The organism is Photorhabdus akhurstii (assembly GCF_018448925.1).
In the GTDB taxonomy this organism is placed as follows: domain Bacteria; phylum Pseudomonadota; class Gammaproteobacteria; order Enterobacterales; family Enterobacteriaceae; genus Photorhabdus; species Photorhabdus akhurstii.
In genome coordinates, this window is sequence record NZ_RCWE01000018.1 from 71,310 (window position 1) to 90,240 (window position 18,931).

At 37.8% G+C, this 18,931-nt stretch carries 17 protein-coding genes and 2 pseudogenes; 8 read left to right on the forward strand and 11 right to left on the reverse strand.

Features of this window, described 5'->3' with window-relative positions:
• Positions 1-127 precede the first annotated feature (127 nt).
• Both hpt and EAE93_RS17095 read right to left on the reverse strand, forming a co-directional pair.
• Positions 128-673: a hypoxanthine phosphoribosyltransferase gene (gene hpt, locus EAE93_RS17090; protein ID WP_011145228.1), complete on the reverse strand. Its 546-nt coding sequence runs from the start codon at positions 671-673 to the stop codon at positions 128-130.
• Between the two features lie 369 nt (positions 674-1,042).
• Positions 1,043-1,306, reverse strand: a complete 264-nt coding sequence (locus EAE93_RS17095) for a helix-turn-helix domain-containing protein (protein ID WP_058588659.1) — start codon at positions 1,304-1,306, stop codon at positions 1,043-1,045.
• 1,542 nt (positions 1,307-2,848) lie between these two features.
• On the opposite strand from EAE93_RS17095, the gene EAE93_RS17100 reads away from it, so the two are divergent.
• From EAE93_RS17100 to EAE93_RS17120, 5 genes and pseudogenes are all read left to right on the forward strand, one after another.
• The gene (locus tag EAE93_RS17100) at positions 2,849-3,265 is read left to right on the forward strand and encodes a hypothetical protein (protein ID WP_192880152.1); all 417 of its coding nucleotides are present in this window, start codon (positions 2,849-2,851) and stop codon (positions 3,263-3,265) included.
• A 159-nt stretch (positions 3,266-3,424) separates the two neighbouring features.
• On the forward strand, positions 3,425-4,591 hold the full coding sequence (locus EAE93_RS17105) for a ribosomal protein uL16 3-hydroxylase (RefSeq protein WP_214040193.1): 1,167 nt from the start codon (positions 3,425-3,427) through the stop codon (positions 4,589-4,591).
• On the forward strand, positions 4,581-5,855 hold the full coding sequence (locus EAE93_RS17110; protein ID WP_058588656.1) for an HlyD family secretion protein: 1,275 nt from the start codon (positions 4,581-4,583) through the stop codon (positions 5,853-5,855). Before EAE93_RS17105 ends, EAE93_RS17110 begins: the two co-directional genes overlap by 11 nt.
• Positions 5,856-5,860: 5 nt before the next feature.
• On the forward strand, positions 5,861-7,954 hold the full coding sequence (locus tag EAE93_RS17115; protein WP_214040194.1) for a peptidase domain-containing ABC transporter: 2,094 nt from the start codon (positions 5,861-5,863) through the stop codon (positions 7,952-7,954).
• A gap of 189 nt (positions 7,955-8,143) precedes the next feature.
• Positions 8,144-8,443 (forward strand): annotated as a pseudogene (locus tag EAE93_RS17120) (helix-turn-helix domain-containing protein); the annotation flags it as partial.
• A 100-nt stretch (positions 8,444-8,543) separates the two neighbouring features.
• On the opposite strand, the gene EAE93_RS25350 reads toward EAE93_RS17120, so the two are convergent.
• From EAE93_RS25350 to cueO, 6 genes and pseudogenes are all read right to left on the reverse strand, one after another.
• Entirely contained in the window at positions 8,544-8,777 is a 234-nt protein-coding gene (locus EAE93_RS25350) for an Arm DNA-binding domain-containing protein (RefSeq protein WP_323839268.1), read from the reverse strand.
• A gap of 18 nt (positions 8,778-8,795) precedes the next feature.
• Positions 8,796-8,990, reverse strand: coding sequence for a hypothetical protein (locus tag EAE93_RS25355; protein ID WP_323839266.1), 195 nt, complete (start codon positions 8,988-8,990; stop codon positions 8,796-8,798).
• Between the two features lie 875 nt (positions 8,991-9,865).
• Positions 9,866-10,003 (reverse strand): annotated as a pseudogene (locus EAE93_RS24710) (ClpX C4-type zinc finger protein); the annotation flags it as partial.
• Positions 10,004-10,211: 208 nt separating this feature from the next.
• The gene (locus EAE93_RS17135) at positions 10,212-10,985 is read right to left on the reverse strand and encodes a hypothetical protein (RefSeq protein WP_214040195.1); all 774 of its coding nucleotides are present in this window, start codon (positions 10,983-10,985) and stop codon (positions 10,212-10,214) included.
• A gap of 6 nt (positions 10,986-10,991) precedes the next feature.
• Positions 10,992-11,216, reverse strand: a complete 225-nt coding sequence (locus EAE93_RS17140; RefSeq protein WP_011145218.1) for a hypothetical protein — start codon at positions 11,214-11,216, stop codon at positions 10,992-10,994.
• Positions 11,217-11,479: 263 nt separating this feature from the next.
• Complete coding sequence (cueO, locus tag EAE93_RS17145; RefSeq protein ID WP_214040196.1) at positions 11,480-13,024, reverse strand: multicopper oxidase CueO; 1,545 nt, start codon at positions 13,022-13,024, stop codon at positions 11,480-11,482.
• A gap of 205 nt (positions 13,025-13,229) precedes the next feature.
• Between cueO and EAE93_RS17150 the strand changes: the two genes are divergently transcribed.
• From EAE93_RS17150 to speD, 3 genes are all read left to right on the forward strand, one after another.
• Entirely contained in the window at positions 13,230-13,577 is a 348-nt protein-coding gene (locus EAE93_RS17150; protein ID WP_036782614.1) for a YacC family pilotin-like protein, read from the forward strand.
• A gap of 112 nt (positions 13,578-13,689) precedes the next feature.
• Positions 13,690-14,553: a polyamine aminopropyltransferase gene (speE, locus tag EAE93_RS17155; protein ID WP_110086891.1), complete on the forward strand. Its 864-nt coding sequence runs from the start codon at positions 13,690-13,692 to the stop codon at positions 14,551-14,553.
• 28 nt (positions 14,554-14,581) lie between these two features.
• Complete coding sequence (gene speD, locus EAE93_RS17160; protein WP_036808244.1) at positions 14,582-15,376, forward strand: adenosylmethionine decarboxylase; 795 nt, start codon at positions 14,582-14,584, stop codon at positions 15,374-15,376.
• Between the two features lie 110 nt (positions 15,377-15,486).
• Here the strand turns inward: speD and EAE93_RS17165 are convergent, their stop codons facing one another.
• The 3 genes from EAE93_RS17165 to EAE93_RS17175 all read right to left on the reverse strand — a co-directional run bounded on the left by EAE93_RS17165 (position 15,487) and on the right by EAE93_RS17175 (position 18,931).
• Positions 15,487-16,026, reverse strand: a complete 540-nt coding sequence (locus EAE93_RS17165) for a cysteine hydrolase family protein (RefSeq protein ID WP_214040197.1) — start codon at positions 16,024-16,026, stop codon at positions 15,487-15,489.
• A 101-nt stretch (positions 16,027-16,127) separates the two neighbouring features.
• On the reverse strand, positions 16,128-18,032 hold the full coding sequence (locus EAE93_RS17170; RefSeq protein ID WP_046396218.1) for an alpha-galactosidase: 1,905 nt from the start codon (positions 18,030-18,032) through the stop codon (positions 16,128-16,130).
• Between the two features lie 38 nt (positions 18,033-18,070).
• A complete protein-coding gene (locus tag EAE93_RS17175; RefSeq protein WP_036808250.1) occupies positions 18,071-18,931 on the reverse strand; it encodes a tagatose bisphosphate family class II aldolase in 861 nt (286 codons plus the stop codon).

Consider the following 18,931-nt stretch of genomic DNA (forward strand, 5'->3'; position numbering starts at 1 on the left):
ATAGAGGCTTACATCGGCTTTCGCTAATAAAATGCAGTGGTAATATTTCAACAAGGGAACATTGTTGAAGCCCGCTTAAGGCCAAAACGGCAACCCAAAAGTTGCCGTTTCCAAAATATGATAAAAACTACTCTTCCAGCAAAATTACATGGCCGATATAAGGCAGATGACGGTAAAGTTGCGCATAATCGATACCATAACCCACCACAAATTTATCCTCAATTGAGTAACCAATCCACTCCACCGGAACACCAACTTCACGGCGGGAAGGTTTATCCAGCAAGGTACAAATTGCCAGTGATTTTGGCTCACGCAGCGCCAAAATTTCACGTACTTTATTCAGGGTATTACCTGAATCAATAATATCTTCCACAATCAGCACATGCTTACCACGAATATCCTCGTCCAGATCTTTTAGGATTTTCACATCACGAGTGGAATTCATACCGCTACCGTAACTGGAAGCCGTCATAAAGTCGACTTGATGAGGGATCTGAATTTCACGGCATAAATCAGCCATAAAAATAAATGAACCTCTCAGCAACCCGACCAACACCAAATCACTACCACTGTCACGATAATGTTCAGTAATCTGTTTTCCCAGTTCAGCAATACGCTGTTTAACCTCCAGTTCGGAGATCATAACTTCTACAATATGTTTTGGTTTACTCATAACTATATATTTTTAAACGATAACTAAAATAAAATCATGTGTCTTTTTACAAAAAGTGATACACCGATTGATATACCGTTCACCACACAAAGACGCACACACAAAAACATGAGAACAAAATATTTTGCAAAGCATATCAGAATTCACCGCCTACAGTAAAAGAAGGATATATGACTCGTTGCCAGTGAGTAGATAAGTACACTAAACGTTCTGGCCTCGTGATAGAAAGTTGCGACGCATTTCGTCGAAAGGTATTAAAGATTACGGTGATGGATAACCAATTATTCTACCTCATCAATCAAACAACACAGTAGGTAATGAGATGAAGTGAGGTGACTATTTCCCTGATATTTTACGGTATTAGAATAATTATTCTGCTGATTTCTCGCGAACTTTGCTCTCAATAAGATTACTGTCCATATCAAAATAACGACTAGGCCAGATTTCAGATAAATGAATGTTGAGATAATTAGCGATAATCCATTCGCCTTTAGGCCAAGGACGTGACAGCGTGTTGGCTAATGTGGAAGAACTCAGTCCCGCTTCACGGGATACCGCAGCTAAGGTTGGACCACGCTTACGTAGTGCAGCAATAATATCGGCTTGATGCCAGTCATTTCTAACATTATTCATTCCTGCTACCCCTTCCATTAATTGAGAAAATTGATGATGGTGATTCAGACAGGGTTCACAGTACCGGTAGCTACCTTCCGGCAAGGCCGAAGCCTCCCCCGCCTGAACCACCATTACTCTTTCAATCTATAAAATGCCGTGTCAGATTCACTGCGCTGCTAGCAGGCATGAGCCTGTAATCGTCGTACTGCCCTTTTGCTGCGGCGTCAAGTCCGCAAACAGTCAGCAAAAGTGGTGCAAACGTTGAAATACCAACAAGCACAGCAAAACGCCGCAACGTTAAGGATCAAACGGTAGCAATGAGCTAATTATTTAGGTGTAGAGAAGCCGCCCGCTAAATATTTTAAGCAAACATAGCTAGGCATGAGCGAGATGCGCAAAAGCAATCCTGCTCATTGAAGTGAAATGAGATCGAGACGTAGCTCAATCCCATTGTGCGAAAGGCTATCACCTAACGCTAATGTGAAAAGTAAGCGAGCGCATGTTTCATGCCCACTTGAAATCAGATAAAAGTAAAGTGGATTTTCCCCACCTTAAATCCAGCTACGAAAGGCAATGAAAACCATAACCTCACACGCCGAAGTACCGTTGGTACTCTATTAGCTAAAAAGACCGTCATCACCAAACTAGCTAGGATTGTTCATACTAGCAATATATGCTTCCAAAGGTGTGCAGATGTACCGCAATTCTTGCTTTCACTTTCAGGCTACAGAAGTTTTTCTAGTCGTTTAAGCGCTTCCTCTCAGACCTACGGAAACATTGATGACCATCTGTGATGGTAATTAAACAGATTTAGACTAACGAATGCTTTTACTGACAATAAGAGAAAGTAATGACTAAATAAATATATCAATAAGTTTTTATTTATATCATCCAATAGATTTAGCGCATTATCATGATAACTTTAATTATAGTTTCTCTTGAAAAGATTAGAGGTTTAATATTTTCTTTTAAAATTTAATTCATCCCTATATTTTCAAGATGTTAGGATAATTACCACATTTGGTTATTTTATTTATTTAAAAAAAAAGACATTGACATAAAAAAAACAAAAAAATATAATCAAGACAAATCAAAAACCCTATAAAAATAATAAATAAGAATTTATGAAAATAAAAAACCATAAAAACACCTTATTGTACAGAGCCAAAGAAATATCAAAATTATCTAAAAAAACCTTTAAAAAAGAGGCTTTATTTTTTAATTTTTTTATAGTTTATATTGTCTCGGTATTTATACTTAGATTAGACACCCCTATTCTTGAGTATATAGATTACAGTATGTCAATAATTTTATTGATTATCATGTTCAGCACTGCAAATAAAATATCCAATGAATTTTCTTTATTGAAAAAAAGGTTCAAAAAAGAATACTCACATGATAAAAAACCAATTTTTTTTTATAAGATATTTACTCTATCTATTATAACTATTTTACTGATATTAGTATCGATTCCTTTTTTGTATATATTAAATCATATCCATTATGATTTTTCGTTAAAATTATTTTTGAATACAATCATAAGTTCTTATATATATTTGATTGTTATTATTTTTAGTAAACCTGAATGAAGGTAAATTTATTATGCGTGAGCTTACCATTCAAGAGTTTGATTTAGTTGCAGGTGCAGGAGCAGGAGAAACCGCTGGTGAAATAGCAGGAGCAGCCGCAGGGGGAGCTGCTGGAAGAGTAGCTGGTAGTGTAGCTGGAGGATATGCTGGAGCCGCAGCTGGTGCAGCAATAGGCTCTGTAATAGCACCGGGCCCAGGTACTGCAGCTGGTGCAGTAATTGGTGTTGTTGTTGGTCGATTTGCAGGTGGTGGTGCTGGAGCTGCCGGAGGAGCTGCAGCTGGCCGCTACATCGGAGGAGAGATAGGAGGTAGAATTGATTCTGGAGGCAATAGCAATGGTGCTGGGACCAATTATTGTAATTCAAGTGGATCTAACTATTGCCACTAATAAACCGTGATATTTTTAGATAAAAATGGGTGTAATTATACACCCATCAACCAAAAAAAAGAGGCTACGTAAACAAAAACCTTTTATTTTAATAACTTCTTAATAAGATAACTTATTACTCACTTATAGAGCCACAATCAACAATCATTAACATTAAATATGAATCCAATTAATTTTCCCATTGATAAAAAAGACTTCCTAGAAAATTTCTTCGAAAAGAAACCGTGTGTTTTTAAACAAATATATGATGATGATTTTATAAAACATAGTGAAATAGAAAATATATTTAATCGTTCCAACCTGCCTTCATTTGAAGGTATTAAATTAATGTACAATGGTATTATTGATAAAACAGAATATATTGAATCCTATAATGATTTAGGCACTAGACGGTATAGATATATATACTCTAAGTTATATGACTATCTAAACTCAGGTGCAACACTAGTTGCAAATGGTATAATTAATGAAACAAAAATAGATCAACTGGCTAAGGCTTGCTCTTCATTTACAGATAGTCATCCGTTTTCAAGCCTATATTTATCATATGGAGAAAAAAGTTCTTTTAAACCTCATTGGGATAGCAGAGATATATTCGCAATTCAGTTATCAGGAAAGAAAAGATGGATAATTTACAAACCAAGCTTTCCTGACCCTGTATATTTACATCAATCAAAAGATATGGAAAATACGTATCCATGCCCTTCTGAACCATATGATGATTTTGTGCTGGAAACTGGAGATGTCCTTTATCTACCAAGAGGATGGTGGCATAATCCATTACCTCTTGGTGAAGAGACTATACATTTATCTGTTGGCATTTTTCCACCTTATGCCCATGAGTACATAAACTGGTTATCATATAAAATAACCGATATTGACATTGGAAGGAAATCACTTCCGAGATCATGGAAACAAGCTAAAGATGAAATTGATATCTTAGCAAAATATGTTATTGATAATATTACTTCAGAAGATTCATATAATGAATTTTTAAAATCTTTCAGCGATGAAAAAAGGGTTCCATCAAAATTAAATCTGAGACTATTTTGTGGAAAAAAACATCATTCCATATCCAAGACATCACGCTTAAGAATAAATTCAAATAATAATCTATCCATAGATGAAGGATATATTATTTGCAACGGAGCAAAAGTAAATTTAGATCAATTCTCTATACATCTTCTTAGTAAAATTAGTGAGATACCATATATATCATTCGAGAATCTACTTTCTTTTTTTGATCATAGTAAACAAAAAAACATAGAAGATTTAATTTATAAACTAGGTTACCAAGATATATTAGAAATTATAGATGATTTATAAAAGTGAATTTTTTCGCAAGGAGGCTTTAAAGCATAAAGCAATACCTTTGGCTGGTCGAGTAATTTTGACCAGCCCCTTTATTTTTACCGTTTTAACATATATTTCATGCCTTCTTGTATTGTTTATAATAATATTTATTATGTTTACTGATTACTCTAGGAAAACAACCATAAAAGGACAAGTTTACCCTGAAGATGGGATCACAAAAGTCTATTCAAGAGAGACAGGGATAATTAACAAGGTTATGATTAAAGATGGTCAATTTGTAAAAAAAGGCGAGGTTCTGGGTGTTATATACAAAGCTCAAAACTTAAACACAGGAATACTGCAAGATAAATTAAAAGAGCAAGCCATCTTAAAGAAGAAAACGTTAGATCAAGCCATTGATAAAATAGATAAAATACATAAAAGTAAACTAGATTCACTACATGAGCATGTTGAAAGCTTAATGAAACAAAAAGAAAATATTAAGGATAAATTAACATCACAACAGAATAAATTAGATAGACTAAAAAAAAATACCAACAGATACAAATTATTAGAAAGAAAAGGATTTATATCAAAAGAGCACATAACCATTGCAGAAAATAGTGAATCAGACCAATTAATAAACTTAAGTTTAACAAAAAAAGAATTGATTGACATAGAAAGAACAATTAGTGAAAAGAAATTTGAGTTAGAAGAACTTCCATTAAAACAATTTATAGAAAAACAAGAGATAGATAGAATTTTAGCGTCAGTTAATCAAGAAATTATAAATATTGAAAGCCAAACGGAATCTGTTATCGTGGCTAGTTCATCAGGATTTATAAATATTAATAATTTTGATTTAGGTTCTCATGTAGAACAATCTACTTTATTGTTGAATATAGTCCCCAATACCAAAAAATTCTCTATTAATTTATATATTCCTAGCCAATCTATAGGGTTTGTTAAAAATGGTGATATAGTTAATATAAGATATTCAGCATATCCATATCAAAAATTCGGAATATTTAAGGCTAAAGTTATTTCCATAAGTAGAACCGCAATACCAGCTCAAGAGGTTAAAAGCATAGGAACCGTATTCCATACATTAGACATAGCAAATGAACCTATTTATTTAGTAAAGGCAGAACTTGAAAAACAATACATTGAAATAAATAAAATAAAAAAGGCATTAGAGATAGGAATGACTCTAGATGCTGATATTTTACACGAAAAAAGAAAATTATACGAGTGGATATTCGAGCCACTTATTACTATTAATAAAAATAGCATTTGAATAAGATGATGAAATTAGAAAAAATCATATTTTGGCATTCTCATAATTTGCCATCTATTTTACAAACAGAAATAGCTGAATGTGGCCTAGCTTGTTTAGCATCTATTTCTTCTTATCATGGATACCAAGTTGATTTATCTTCGCTTAGAAAAAAATTCCGTATTCCTCTTACAGGTACAAATCTTAATGATATTGCTTACTACGCTAAAGAGTTAAAACTATCTTATAGAGCTGTTAAACTAGACATCAATGAAATAAATCAATTAAAACTGCCATGTATTTTACATTGGGAGCTTAATCATTTTGTAGTTTTAAAAAAAATATCAAAAAATACAATAACAATAATGGATCCCAGTATTGGATTTAGACGTTTGAGTTATAATGAATTCTCTAATTGTTTTACTGGAATTGCTGTTGAATTCTGGCCAAATAACGATTTCAAAAAAAAAATTGATAAAGAAAAAGTTGACATTTTAAGTTTTTTTAAAAACATATCAGGAATAAAAAGATCACTAGTAAAAATATTATTGCTAGCTTTTGTATTAGAGTTCTTTGCACTAATCGGGCCATTTTACATGCAATTAATAATTGATCATGGGATAGTTTCTGAAGATAAGAATTTAATATTGTTGCTATCAATAGGTTTTGGAGTATTACTTGTTTTCGAGCAAGTAATAAACATTATTCAAAGCCTATTGACTACATATATTAGTACAAACTTGAATATACAATGGAAGGCAAATGTATTTACTCATTTAATGAATTTGCCAGTTTCTTTTTTTGAAAAAAGACATTTAGGTGATATAATTTCAAAATTCTCGTCTATTGATAGCATACAAAATACGTTAACTTCTTCTTTTTTTATTTCCATATGTAATAGTCTTGTTTCTGCAACAACTATTATTATCATGACAATGTATAATTTTCAGTTAACATTAATATCAATTGTCACTATTTTCATATATATAATAATCAGGATAATATGGTATTACCCTTTAAAAGAAGCTACTAAAGAAAATATCGTACAATCAGCTAAGCTGAGCTCCAATTTTATGGAAACAATGAGAGGAATAAGAGCAATAAAGATTTTCTGCAAAGAGAATCACCGATATAATTCTTGGTTAACTTTATCTATAAATACTGTAAACTCTGCCCTTAAATCTCAAAGACTATCGCTAGGATTTTCTTTTTCCAATAGAATTATATTTGGAATTCAAAACATCCTAATAGTTTATATAGGTACATCTTTTATCTTTGATAATACATTTACAGTAGGTATATTAATATCATTTCTTGCTTACAAAACTCAATTTGAGTCTAGAACTATATCTCTCATTGATCTATTTATTTCTTTTAAAATGCTTGGGATCCATATTGAAAGATTATCAGATATTGTACTATCTGAAACAGAATTAAAATCCAATATACTACTAAAAACAGAAACAATAAAATCAAATAAAATTGAAATTAAAAATCTTTCCTTTAAATATGAGGGAAATAATAATTATTTAATAGAGAATTTATATTTTGACATTCAGCCTGGAGATTCAGTGGCAATAATAGGTCCATCAGGTTGTGGAAAATCCACACTATTAAATTTAATGATAGGAAACATTTTACCTACAGGAGGAGAAGTTAAGATTGGAGGAGTTATAGTTAATAAAACACATCCAAAAATCATCAGAGATAATATCGGGTATGTAGCGCAAGATGATTCACTATTTTCTGGTTCTATTATGGAAAATATAACTTTTTTTGATGAACATCCAGACACAGATAAAGCTATTAATTGTGCAAAAATAGCAGCTATACACCATGATATAAAAAAAATGCCAATGGAATATGAAACATTGATTGGAGATATGGGAACTATCTTATCTGGTGGACAAAAACAGAGGTTATGCTTAGCAAGAGCATTATACAAAGACCCTAAGATCTTATTTTTAGATGAAGCCACGAGTCATCTCGATACTGAAAACGAAAAAATAATTTCATCTAACCTTAAAATGTTAAGCATTACAAAAGTAATGGTTGCCCATAGGAAAGAAACAATAGAATCCGCGAATAAACTAATTGATTTAACAAAAAAATGTGCATAACCTTGTGTAATTGTCTATTTTTGTACGTATAATTTATCAATTAATACAAGTGAAAAAGGCATTATTAATATTAAATTGTTATTAATCGTATTAGTCGCGACTAGATATGACATAGAACTTGAAAAATTGAGAGTTACAAGTTTTGATAGGGGTGCCGAACCCTTATACAAAATACAAGAGGTAACTCTCATGCTTCATACTAACAACCCTACCATTAAACATAAAGCCAGTTTGTTGAACCTGGCTGAAGAACTTAACAATGTGTCGAAAACTTGCAAGATGATAGGCATATCCCGCGATACTTTTTATCGCTATCAGGAACTCGTCGAAGAAGGAGGAGTCGAAGCGTTAGTTAATCGCAGCCCTAACCTCAAAAATAGGATCGATGCAACAACAGAACAAGCGGTTATCGATTATGCCATTGAGTTCCCTGCTCACAACCAGCACCGGACCAGTAACGAATTACGTAAGAAAAGCATTTTTATCTCGTATAGGTTGCGTTTTATTTATTTCGTCAAAACAGGCTACCCAGTGACGGATTTCACACCGTATGAGAAGATAATGACCTAATCGGGGATAAATATGTTTTCTAGCTGCGCGCTCTTGCAAGTTCTTCATCTGCTCTTTTTGCGCGTGCATAGTGCACTAACCAATATTCCAGAGCATCTTTGACAGTCACCGGTTTTAAAGTTTCTTCTATTCTCAATTCCAACTCCATCCTTGGATCAAAACCTTCAGCGAGCCACCTTCTGCACTGTCCACGTTTTTCTCTTGCCACTTTTAGTGACATATCAGGGTAACGACCTAAAGTGGGGCGCTCCAAGCGACTACCACGCCCACCTCAGCGATATACAAATACCCAACTTAACTGTCCACTTTTGAAAACCTTAATGCTCAACCCTTCACCAGCAGCAATCATAGCCGGAGAATCCCTTTTAACACCTAGCAATGCTTTTAGTTTTTTGTCACTGAGTTGTTTGTCCGTGCCATTCATTACCTCAACATAGTGTCTCTGTCTGAGTGATACACCGTTCATTGTAACAATCAAAAAAGAGACATTAACACTAAAATACAAAATTAGGCTATCATTTTGATATGGAAGGATAAAAAAGGAGAAAACTGAAAGCATCTAATAGTATAAAAACACGATGTTTTATGCTTCTACAGTATGTTTCATTATAAATTTAACCAGTTGTTTTTAATGAATAAGTATATGAAAATCAATAAAGGATTATAACCAGTTGAGATGCCAATTAGTATGTCATTATTCTAACAATATTGTTGCACAATTCCTTTCCCTTAGGATATCTCAAGGTAAGTACGGCATAAGAATAAGGATGTTTATAGTATCCAGAAGAGAAACCAATCTATATACTCATTATCTTTCAAGTTGCCTCTTTGTTGGCTGCACTCTCTCACCCCAGTCACATCGTTACCTATGCTCCCGGGGATTCGCTCCCTTGTCGTCGCGATGCATCTTGAAATCCATAGGGTATAATCGAATGGTAATTATCAAAAGTTCTTCGAAAATATGGGGTATCTCAAACAAAGATTAAAGATGGTTTCTGATGATCACTATGTCTATGGCAACATCTTTAATTTGGGATTAGGTTGTAACAAAACATTAGCGGCAACTCTGTAAAGCTTAGTTTCTTCATCATAAGTTTTACTTATATTTTTCCCACTCACAAAATATAACGTCATCCCATCAGCGCAAGGTAGAATTTCTATTAATTTTTTCCTTTTAAGAGTTCTAAGAGCCTTATGTAAATCATCAATGCTTATTTCCAATGTTTCTGCAAGGATTTCATCGGAACAAATAACCGAACTTTCAATAAAACAGCCAGAATTATATGCCAAAAACGTATACAGTGAGGCTGAGTGAGGATGACTTACTGCTAAAACTTTAAGCTTTTTTTCTTCATCAATGATTCCCTGACTCAAAGCAACACATTCATTGCAGATGTAAACGCTTGGACCAGCAATTAATTTAGCTACTTCATCTTGCTTTTTCCCACAAAAGGAGCAGTACAAACATTTTTCAGTCATGATGCCTCCACCATTCAATAACTCACGACAAACTGAAATACTCCAGGTAGCGCCAGTTGTTACTGCTATTCTTTACTCATAGAAAACGCAAAGTTTCTATATTCTATCTGCCATGTATTGAACAACATTAAAAAAAGAGACTACCAAGTCTATCTTGTTAAATTTCTTCGGACTGATGAACTACAAAACCTATTTGAGACTTTTTACCTCAATTAGATTTATCTTTAATAACTTCCTGGAACTTATCATAGGTTTCAGGATTAAAAAGCGATAGAGACTCTATCTGCTCAAGCGGAAGAACATGACGAAACTGATACACACTCAAAGGCTTTGAAGTTAGTGTAATACCTTCATTCCTGTAATGATCAGCATAATTATGCTCGGCACAAAATGTCAGCGTATCTTTATCTCTGTAACCACTCATAAAAGGAATGATAACGATAGTATCGGTATCCAAATGATGAAATCTCGCTTCATCAACCATTCCAACATAAACTTTTCTCGACTTTAAAGTAATTAACAGCAACAGACCACTTTCAATTGATTCCAAAAGAAGGCTTTCAATAGCACTATTAGATGCAATTTCTTTAAAAATACCATTGCGCTTTTCAGGATTTCTAAAATCTTTCTCTGCGTTATAGGATGCACTGATACTGATCAACACGGTAAAACTTAAGATGAGAAAAGAAAAAATACTCATCCCCACTAACCGAGAGTTGAATAAATCATGAGCAAAAGTAAAAGGGATATATTTTGCACCAAAATATACAGGGATGTTCAGTAGCATCATAACAGCAAAGATTAAACAACTCAGTGTTAAAGCCAGACAAAAACCTGTGATAAGAAAAAAACCACCTTGTCGTGCTACTTCAAAGTAAGCGTTCCAACCAATGGCTTTATTTTGCTTAAATCTAGAGGGTAGATGACTATTTGTATAAACATAACCACATACTAAAACAACAATAACCACAGCTGCCCACATTGATAGTTATCCCTCTTTTTTAGTACTCAACCACTCAACGTTTAAAGCGAAAGCCCGCTGAACATCAGGATTACAACGATTCAGAGTAACCGTTCCAGAACGATTAATGATGAACTTTTCATCTTTCTGATCAGCATCAGAACAAGTTTCTTTATGTGCGCCAACGAGGCGTGCCATCACCCTTTCCGGAGAAACAAGAGCATATCCCATATTCTTGAAAAAACTAGACATTTCACGCTCCTTCACTGAGTAACAAACAACTGTATCATAGTCTAATACCTGCGGTAATCACTGACAATACTTTGTTGTGTCCATTTACTGCTGATTAAGCATCTATCAACACCAGTTCATAGTAGAAGCAATTGCGTATAACCTTTGTTCTATAATGTACATCCTATAACAATAATTCATTGAAAAGACTACAGAACTACGGACTATAAGGCACAGTGAGGCCGACTCTGATAAGCCAAACCAGAGTCAATCTGTTAACAAAATTATTTACTAACAGTAAAACCCAGCATCATACCGGTATCTTCATGTTCTAGTAGATGACAATGCGCCATAAATGGGTGTTTCGCTCCCGCAGTATGCTTGAAATGAACCAGCACTTCGCTCTCTTTACCTTCCACATGAACAATGTCTTTCCAACCACTGCGGTGAGCGGCAGGTTTGCGGCCATTTTCACTCAAAATGCGAAAGCGGGTGCCGTGGATATGGAACGGATGCAACATCATATCGCCAACTCCCGAAATCACCCAACGCTCATACTGCCCCTGTTTCACATCAAAAGCGGGTTCTGTTATGGAGAAAGACTGCCCATTAATGGTGTTCGCACGATGGAAATTTAATTCACTACCATGATGCATATCTCCGTGGTTCATATTCCCATGATCCATCCCCATACCAGCCATAGCCCGCTCACCGTAGCGCTGAGACAACATCATCATTCCCTGCATATCCAGACGACTGTCCATCGCCAGATGTAAATTACGCCTGTTCAGGCCCGTCAAGGAAGGCAATGCAGGAAGCGTGGTAAGCCGCTCCGACAGTATTGTACGGCTAGAAAAAAGCTGAGGTTGAATACGTAAAACAGGTAACGGTTGATCAAATGGCGGTAATGTCATTCCTATCTGAACCACAGGTAAAGTCACCAGATCGAAAGTTTTTCCATCAAACGTATTCACCAATACCTCAAAACGCTCTCCCGGCAGAATCGATAATTCATTAACCGCAACCGGCTCCGCTAACAAGCCGCCATCACTGGCAACAACATACAATTCACGACCATCACTGACCGCAATATTCAGACTGCGGGCATTACAACCATTCAGCAAACGCAAACGTAACCAACCACGTGGCGCAATATGCTGAGGTAAAACAACGCCATTGGTCAGCATTATATCGCCAAACCAACCGACAGCAGCGCTCATCACATCCAGTTGATAATCAATCTGCCCCTCTTTATTCAGGCGCTTATCCTGCAACACCACCGGAATATCATCCACGCCCCATCGATTTGGCAACCCCGTATTAATACTGTTTTCATCTTCAATCAATACTAATCCACCAAGCCCCATTGCAACCTGATAACCCGTCTTGCCATGTGTATGCGGATGGAACCAACAAGTCGCCTCCGGTTGTTCAGGAGTAAAACTAACGGTTCGGCTCCCACCTGGCGCAATCATCGCATGCGGGCCGCCATCGGCTTCCCCTGTAATCTCCAGACCATGCCAATGAACTGTGGTCTCTTCTGGTAGATGATTAAGAATATCAATAGTGACAGGTTTACCTGACGTCAATTTCAATGTCGGCCCCAGTAAATCACCGTTGTAACCCCAAGTTTTAGTCACCTTTCCTGCTTTAAAACTGGATTTTCCCGCTTTGATTTCAATAGCGATTTTACCTGCCGCATCTGGCTCTAATTGTGGAGGAATGGGCAGTGTTGGATAAGATTCAGCAAAGGAGAAACGGCTCCAGACAGGCAACATGCTGGATGCACCAATAACCGCGCTTAATCTGATAAAATCACGTCGTTGCATATCAATTTCCTGATTAAATCGGCAAAAAATAAACAATAAAAAAACATTTCATAAAAGGAAACGTAAAGGTTACCCTTACAGGAAGGTCAAGCAGAGGGAATGTGATTTAAGTCGATCTTTACAATAATTTAAAAAAATAAATTTTACCTAACAAAGATATTAATATGTTAACTTAATATGACATGGATTGATTATAATAATACAAATGCGAAAATTAGCTCTCTTGACTTACATACTGGTTCTGTTCGGTTTTTCCCACCCCGCAAAAGCGCTGACAGAAAATGAAGCTGAAGATCTGGCGGATCTGACGGCGGTGTTTATCTACCTGAAATATGACTGTGGTTACAGCCAAATTCCTGACCGGGAAATTAAACGAGCCATTATTTATTTTGCTCAGCGTAATAAGTGGGATTTAACGAATTACAACAGCCAATTGATGGACAAACTCAATGAAGAAAGCTACCAGGATTTAAAAGGAATTTACCTGTCCAATGCGATAAAGTGCCATGCTCTCGCCAGAGATTCGCTGAGTTTATTCGCCTACGTTAAATAGTGCTTTTCCTCATCCCCCGAAAGGGGTAAATTTCACCGTGCAACTATGAGAATTGTTGGCTATTATATGCACCCAATTTTCATGACTGTCACAGTGGAGGAAAAGCCGGGATATGTCGCAAAAAGAAATTTGGTACGAAACCCTGCACGCCAACTTTGGTCAGTATTTTTCCGTCGATAAAGTGCTTTATCGCGATAAAACTGAGCATCAGGATTTGATTATCTTCGAAAACGCGGCATTAGGCCGCATTATGGCGCTGGACGGCACAGTACAAACCACTGAACGTGATGAATTTATCTACCACGAAATGATGGCTCATGTTCCTTTGTTTGCCCACGGAAACGCCAAACGAGTACTGATTATCGGCGGTGGTGATGGCGGTATGTTACGTGAAGTCTGCCGTCATCAATATCTTGAAAGCATCACGATGGTTGAAATCGATGCTGGTGTCGTTGAATTCTGCCGTCAGTATCTGCCTAACCATAATGCCGGTGCTTACGATGATCCACGTTTCAATTTGATCATTGACGATGGCGTTAATTTCGTTAATACCACTGATCAGAAATTCGATGTCATTATCTCTGACTGCACGGACCCGATTGGGCCTGGTGAAGGATTATTTACCTCCGAATTCTATCAAGGTTGCCAACGCTGCCTGAATGAAGGCGGCATCTTTGTTGCCCAAAATGGTGTTTGTTTCCTGCAACAGGACGAAGCAGTAACCAGCCATAAAAAATTGAGCAACTATTTTGCTGACAGCGGTTTCTATCAGGCTGCGATTCCAACCTATTATGGTGGAATTATGACCTTTGCCTGGGCGAGCCAGAACCCGGCACTACGCCATGTGGATCTGGCGACATTGCAACAGCGCTTTAACAACGCAGGCTTTACCTGCCGTTACTACAATCCAGCCGTTCATACCGGTAGCTTTGCTCTACCACAATATCTGCTGGATGCACTATCCGAGAACCCATAATCACCCATTAGCCAGGAGGTGAAATAAATTGCACAAGCTGAAATTGCACGGCTTTAATAACCTGACAAAAAGCCTGAGTTTTTGTATTTACGATATCTGTTATGCAAAAAGCCAAGCTGATCGGGATAGTTATATCGCTTATATTGACGAACAATATAACGCTAACCGTTTAACGGAAATTCTCAGCGAAACCTGTTCGATCATTGGTGCAAATATTTTGAATATCGCCCGCCAGGACTATGAGCCGCAAGGGGCAAGCGTCACCATTCTCGTCAGCGAAGAGCCGATGGACCCAAAGGATGTCGACAATACTGAAAATCCCGGTCCGTTACCTAATTCCGTCGTTGCTCATTTGGATAAGAGCCATATCTGCGTTCACACTTATCCAGAGAGCCATCCGGGCGGCGGCATATGCACTTTCAGAGCTGATATTGAAGTATCAACCTGCGGTGTTATTTCACCTCTCAAAGCGCTGAACTATCTGATCCACAAATTAGAATCAGATATTGTCACGATGGATTACCGCGTCCGTGGTTTCACCAGAGATGTAAATGGCATGAAACACTATATCGATCACGAAATCAGCTCGATTCAGAATTATATGACCGAGGAAGTGCAATCGCAGTATTACATGATGGATGTTAATATTTATCAGGAAAATCTATTTCATACAAAAATGATGCTAAAAAGATTTGACCTGAATGATTACCTATTTAATGCCACACCAGAGCAACTGAGTGAAACGGAAAAGCAGGAAATTACCCATCTCTTGAAAAAAGAGATACAAGAAATCTATTATGGACGTAATTTACCCGCTGTTTAGTTAATATTTAGCTGGCAGGCGCCAATATTCACTGGCATCTGCCAGATCAGTTTTAGCTGATATATTCTCAGCAATTTGATCCATTAACTATATTAATAGGATATTCCATATTACCCGGTTAAAACATTACTCGTTGTAATCTCAGCGCCATAAATGGTTTTAAGATAATTAAGAGCATCCTCTTGATCAACACCGGGAAAAACACACACAGCATCTGACAAAATTTTGATTCGATAACCGCGTATAAACGCGCCATAGGCCGTATGTCTGACGCAACAATGGGTATGCTGGCCGGTTAACACAACTTCCGTCACACCATATACTTTCAAAACCTCTTCCAGTTCGGTTCCATCGAAAGCCCCATAAAATCGCTTGGGCAAAACAATTTCACGCTCCGTCCCAATAGGAGCCAATGTTTCAATGACATTAGCACCTGGCGTTCCAGCCATTGCATGTCTGCCCCAAATACTCATTTCCCGATCATCAGCTCGATGAGCGTCATTAGCATAAACCACCAGCCAATCACGATGGTTCCGAGCATGATCAATCAGCCGCTTGATTACCGGTACGATCTTCATCGCATCCGCCTCATTGGCGAGTACTCCTGTGACAAAATCGTTCAGCATGTCAATTACGATCAACGCTTTCATTAGTTTTGTCCTTTAAATAGATTTTAAAAAAACAATATTTCCCAAAACAATCACTGCCCCGAATAAAGTCGTTTATTCGGGGCAATTTAATAACACTGTGATTATTTCGATGGCGTCAAAGAAAAGGTCAGTGTCTCTAACGGTTGAAGGGTAATCAGCGCTGTTTTATTGATAAATTTCGGCAACGAGTTGTTCTCGCCATAATCGATATTAACGTCATATACCGAAGGTTGATCATCAGGCAATTCGAGATCGCTTTGCAAATCCAGATAATATTGTTTCACTTCATCAGCAGGATTGCGCAAAGTGATAATCGACTTTTTCGGACTCCAGGCTCCCCAACCGTACACCGCTAGGTCGGTGGGATCTTTACCAATCCAATGGGTATCAAACAGCACATCTTTATTCTTCTCTGACCATTTCGCCGCGTTTGCCAGCGTATCCCAATCCTCGGTGGTCAACAGTTCAGGCGTAACATACATCTCCTGTAACTGAGTGCCGCTGCCAAAATAGCTCCAAACCTGATCGGCAAAATCTTTAGGTGACTGTTTATCCAGATGCTTAGCCTGTTTAGCATAAACAATGCCATGCAGCATCAATGAATTCAGTGGGAACAGCGGTCCCTTTGTTACGACATTACGATAAGTTTCCGCATCACGATAGGTAAGCCACTGCTGCACTTTGGAACCTGTACCGAGAAACTCCACATCATAGCCGCCACGCCAAATAGAATCGGCGAAAAATAGCCAGGAAGGCGTGGCCTTGGTGCCTGTGGTCAAGTTGATAAACAGTTCATTGCCTGTATTGCGCATATCTTCAATAAGATGGATAGCGGCATCAAAATCACTGGTGAATGAACTCCCTTTAATCACACGATCAGCATTGCCGGTGCCGTCCAGCTTAAACATGGATACATTTTGTTGTTGAATCAGGTTGAGCACCCGGTTATGGAAATTGGCGTAGTAATTAGGGCCTGAAAGCGCAAATCTGCCATCTATCACTTCATAACCAAACTCCTCCGCATGAGAAACACGCTGCTCACCCGGTTTACCATAACCGCCCCAAGGAGAGAGCCAAATACCTAAACGAGCATGATATTGATCTGCTTCCTTCTTAAGATTTTTGAACTCATGGGGAAATGCCTGACTAAAACCCCAATCTCCTTTAAGGTTATCCCAACCATCATCAAACAGATAACCACCCAACTTCACACCGCGCTTAGTCACCAACTCCTGCCCAAACTGTTTGATACGCGTCAACGACTCTTGTTCGGTATAAGGAGTGAAGAAACCAATATCGTACCAAGAGTTGTAATGTAGGTAAGGACTATATTGACGCGGACGAGCATTGTTCAAAAACTCATTGACGTTACGCCGCAATTGCCCTTGCTGATAAACACCAACATATGTCTTATAACTTAACGTTTTCCCCGGCTCGAGCGGGATAGAGAGCGCAATTTTTTGCGAAGCGCTCCCTTTATAAGCCTCAGTGGTAATCAATGGATTACCGGGAACAATAAAGAAGCTATCGCTGACAATCGGTGAACTGGCGATAGAGCCGTGGACAAAAGGGACTTTAGTGCGAAATGGCATCAACGAGACAGAGCTGAGCTCTAACGCGTTTTCCTGCGGTGTAATAGTGATTTCAAACGAGCCGTACTTATCTTTATCCTCCACCGTAATGATATTTTTTACCTGAATGTCGCCATGTTTCAGGGAGACAACAATACGATTGCGCTTTTTGCTGATATCAGTAATCTGAAAATCTTTAGTAGTGAGTTTTTCTCCTGATTTCAACGTGATTTCAAACAGATTATCAATGATGATGTGATCGTGGTTTTTTGGATTTTCAAATTTTAATTGCGTCACTTTACCATGTTCGTCGCTAACAGTTACATGGTAATTATTACCGTCCAACAACCAGCTATCTGCCCAGACTGGCGTGTTATACAACACGGAACTCGCTAATAAACTCAACGTAATTCTATTTAACGTTCTTATTTTCACAGCAGTTTCCTTATAGTCAGAATAAAAAAACAGAACCGTCACGAATACAGCTTGCCTGCACTGCCACAAATCCGAATCTTTTCTTCTACTACTGCCTGCATAGCCTGTTTTCCCGGCGCGATATATTTACGTGGATCATTTGCATCTGGATGCTGGATGAAATAGCGCTTTACCGCATCAGCAAAAGCAATTTTTAGATCGGTCGCCACATTGACTTTACATACACCAAGACCAATCGCCTGCTGTATCATCACTTCAGGAATACCCGATGCGCCATGCAGCACCAACGGAATATCCACCTGTTCACAAATTGCTGCTAACCGATCAAAATCCAGACGCGGTTCACCATGATACAAACCATGCGCAGAACCAATCGCTACCGCCAGAGAATCAATACCGGTACGGGCAACAAAGGCTTTCGCCGCCAGCGGATCGGTAAAGAAACTATCGGCGCTGGAAACCTGCAAATCATCCTCCTGCCCGCCTAGCCGCCCCAATTCCGCCTCAACGCTAACATCGTAACGATGGCAAAATCGTACCACCTCAGCTACCTTACGAATATTCTCTTCAAAGGGTAAATGCGAGCCATCAATCATTACCGAACGCACACCCGCGGTCACTTTATGACTGATATCTTCCAGTTCCTCATGATGATCGAGATGCAACGCCAGCGGCAAATTGTGGCGACGAGCGGCATCCTGACAGATTGACACTAGGTAGTCAGTCCCCGCATAACTGAAAGTACTTGGCGTACCTGCCAAAATCACCGGTGATGCCAAACGTGCAGCGGTTTCCGCTACCACTTGGACAGTTTCCAGATTATGGACGTTGAAAGCAGGAACCGCATAACCTTCACGCAGGGCCTTTTTTAACATTTGACGACTAGAAATCAGGTACAT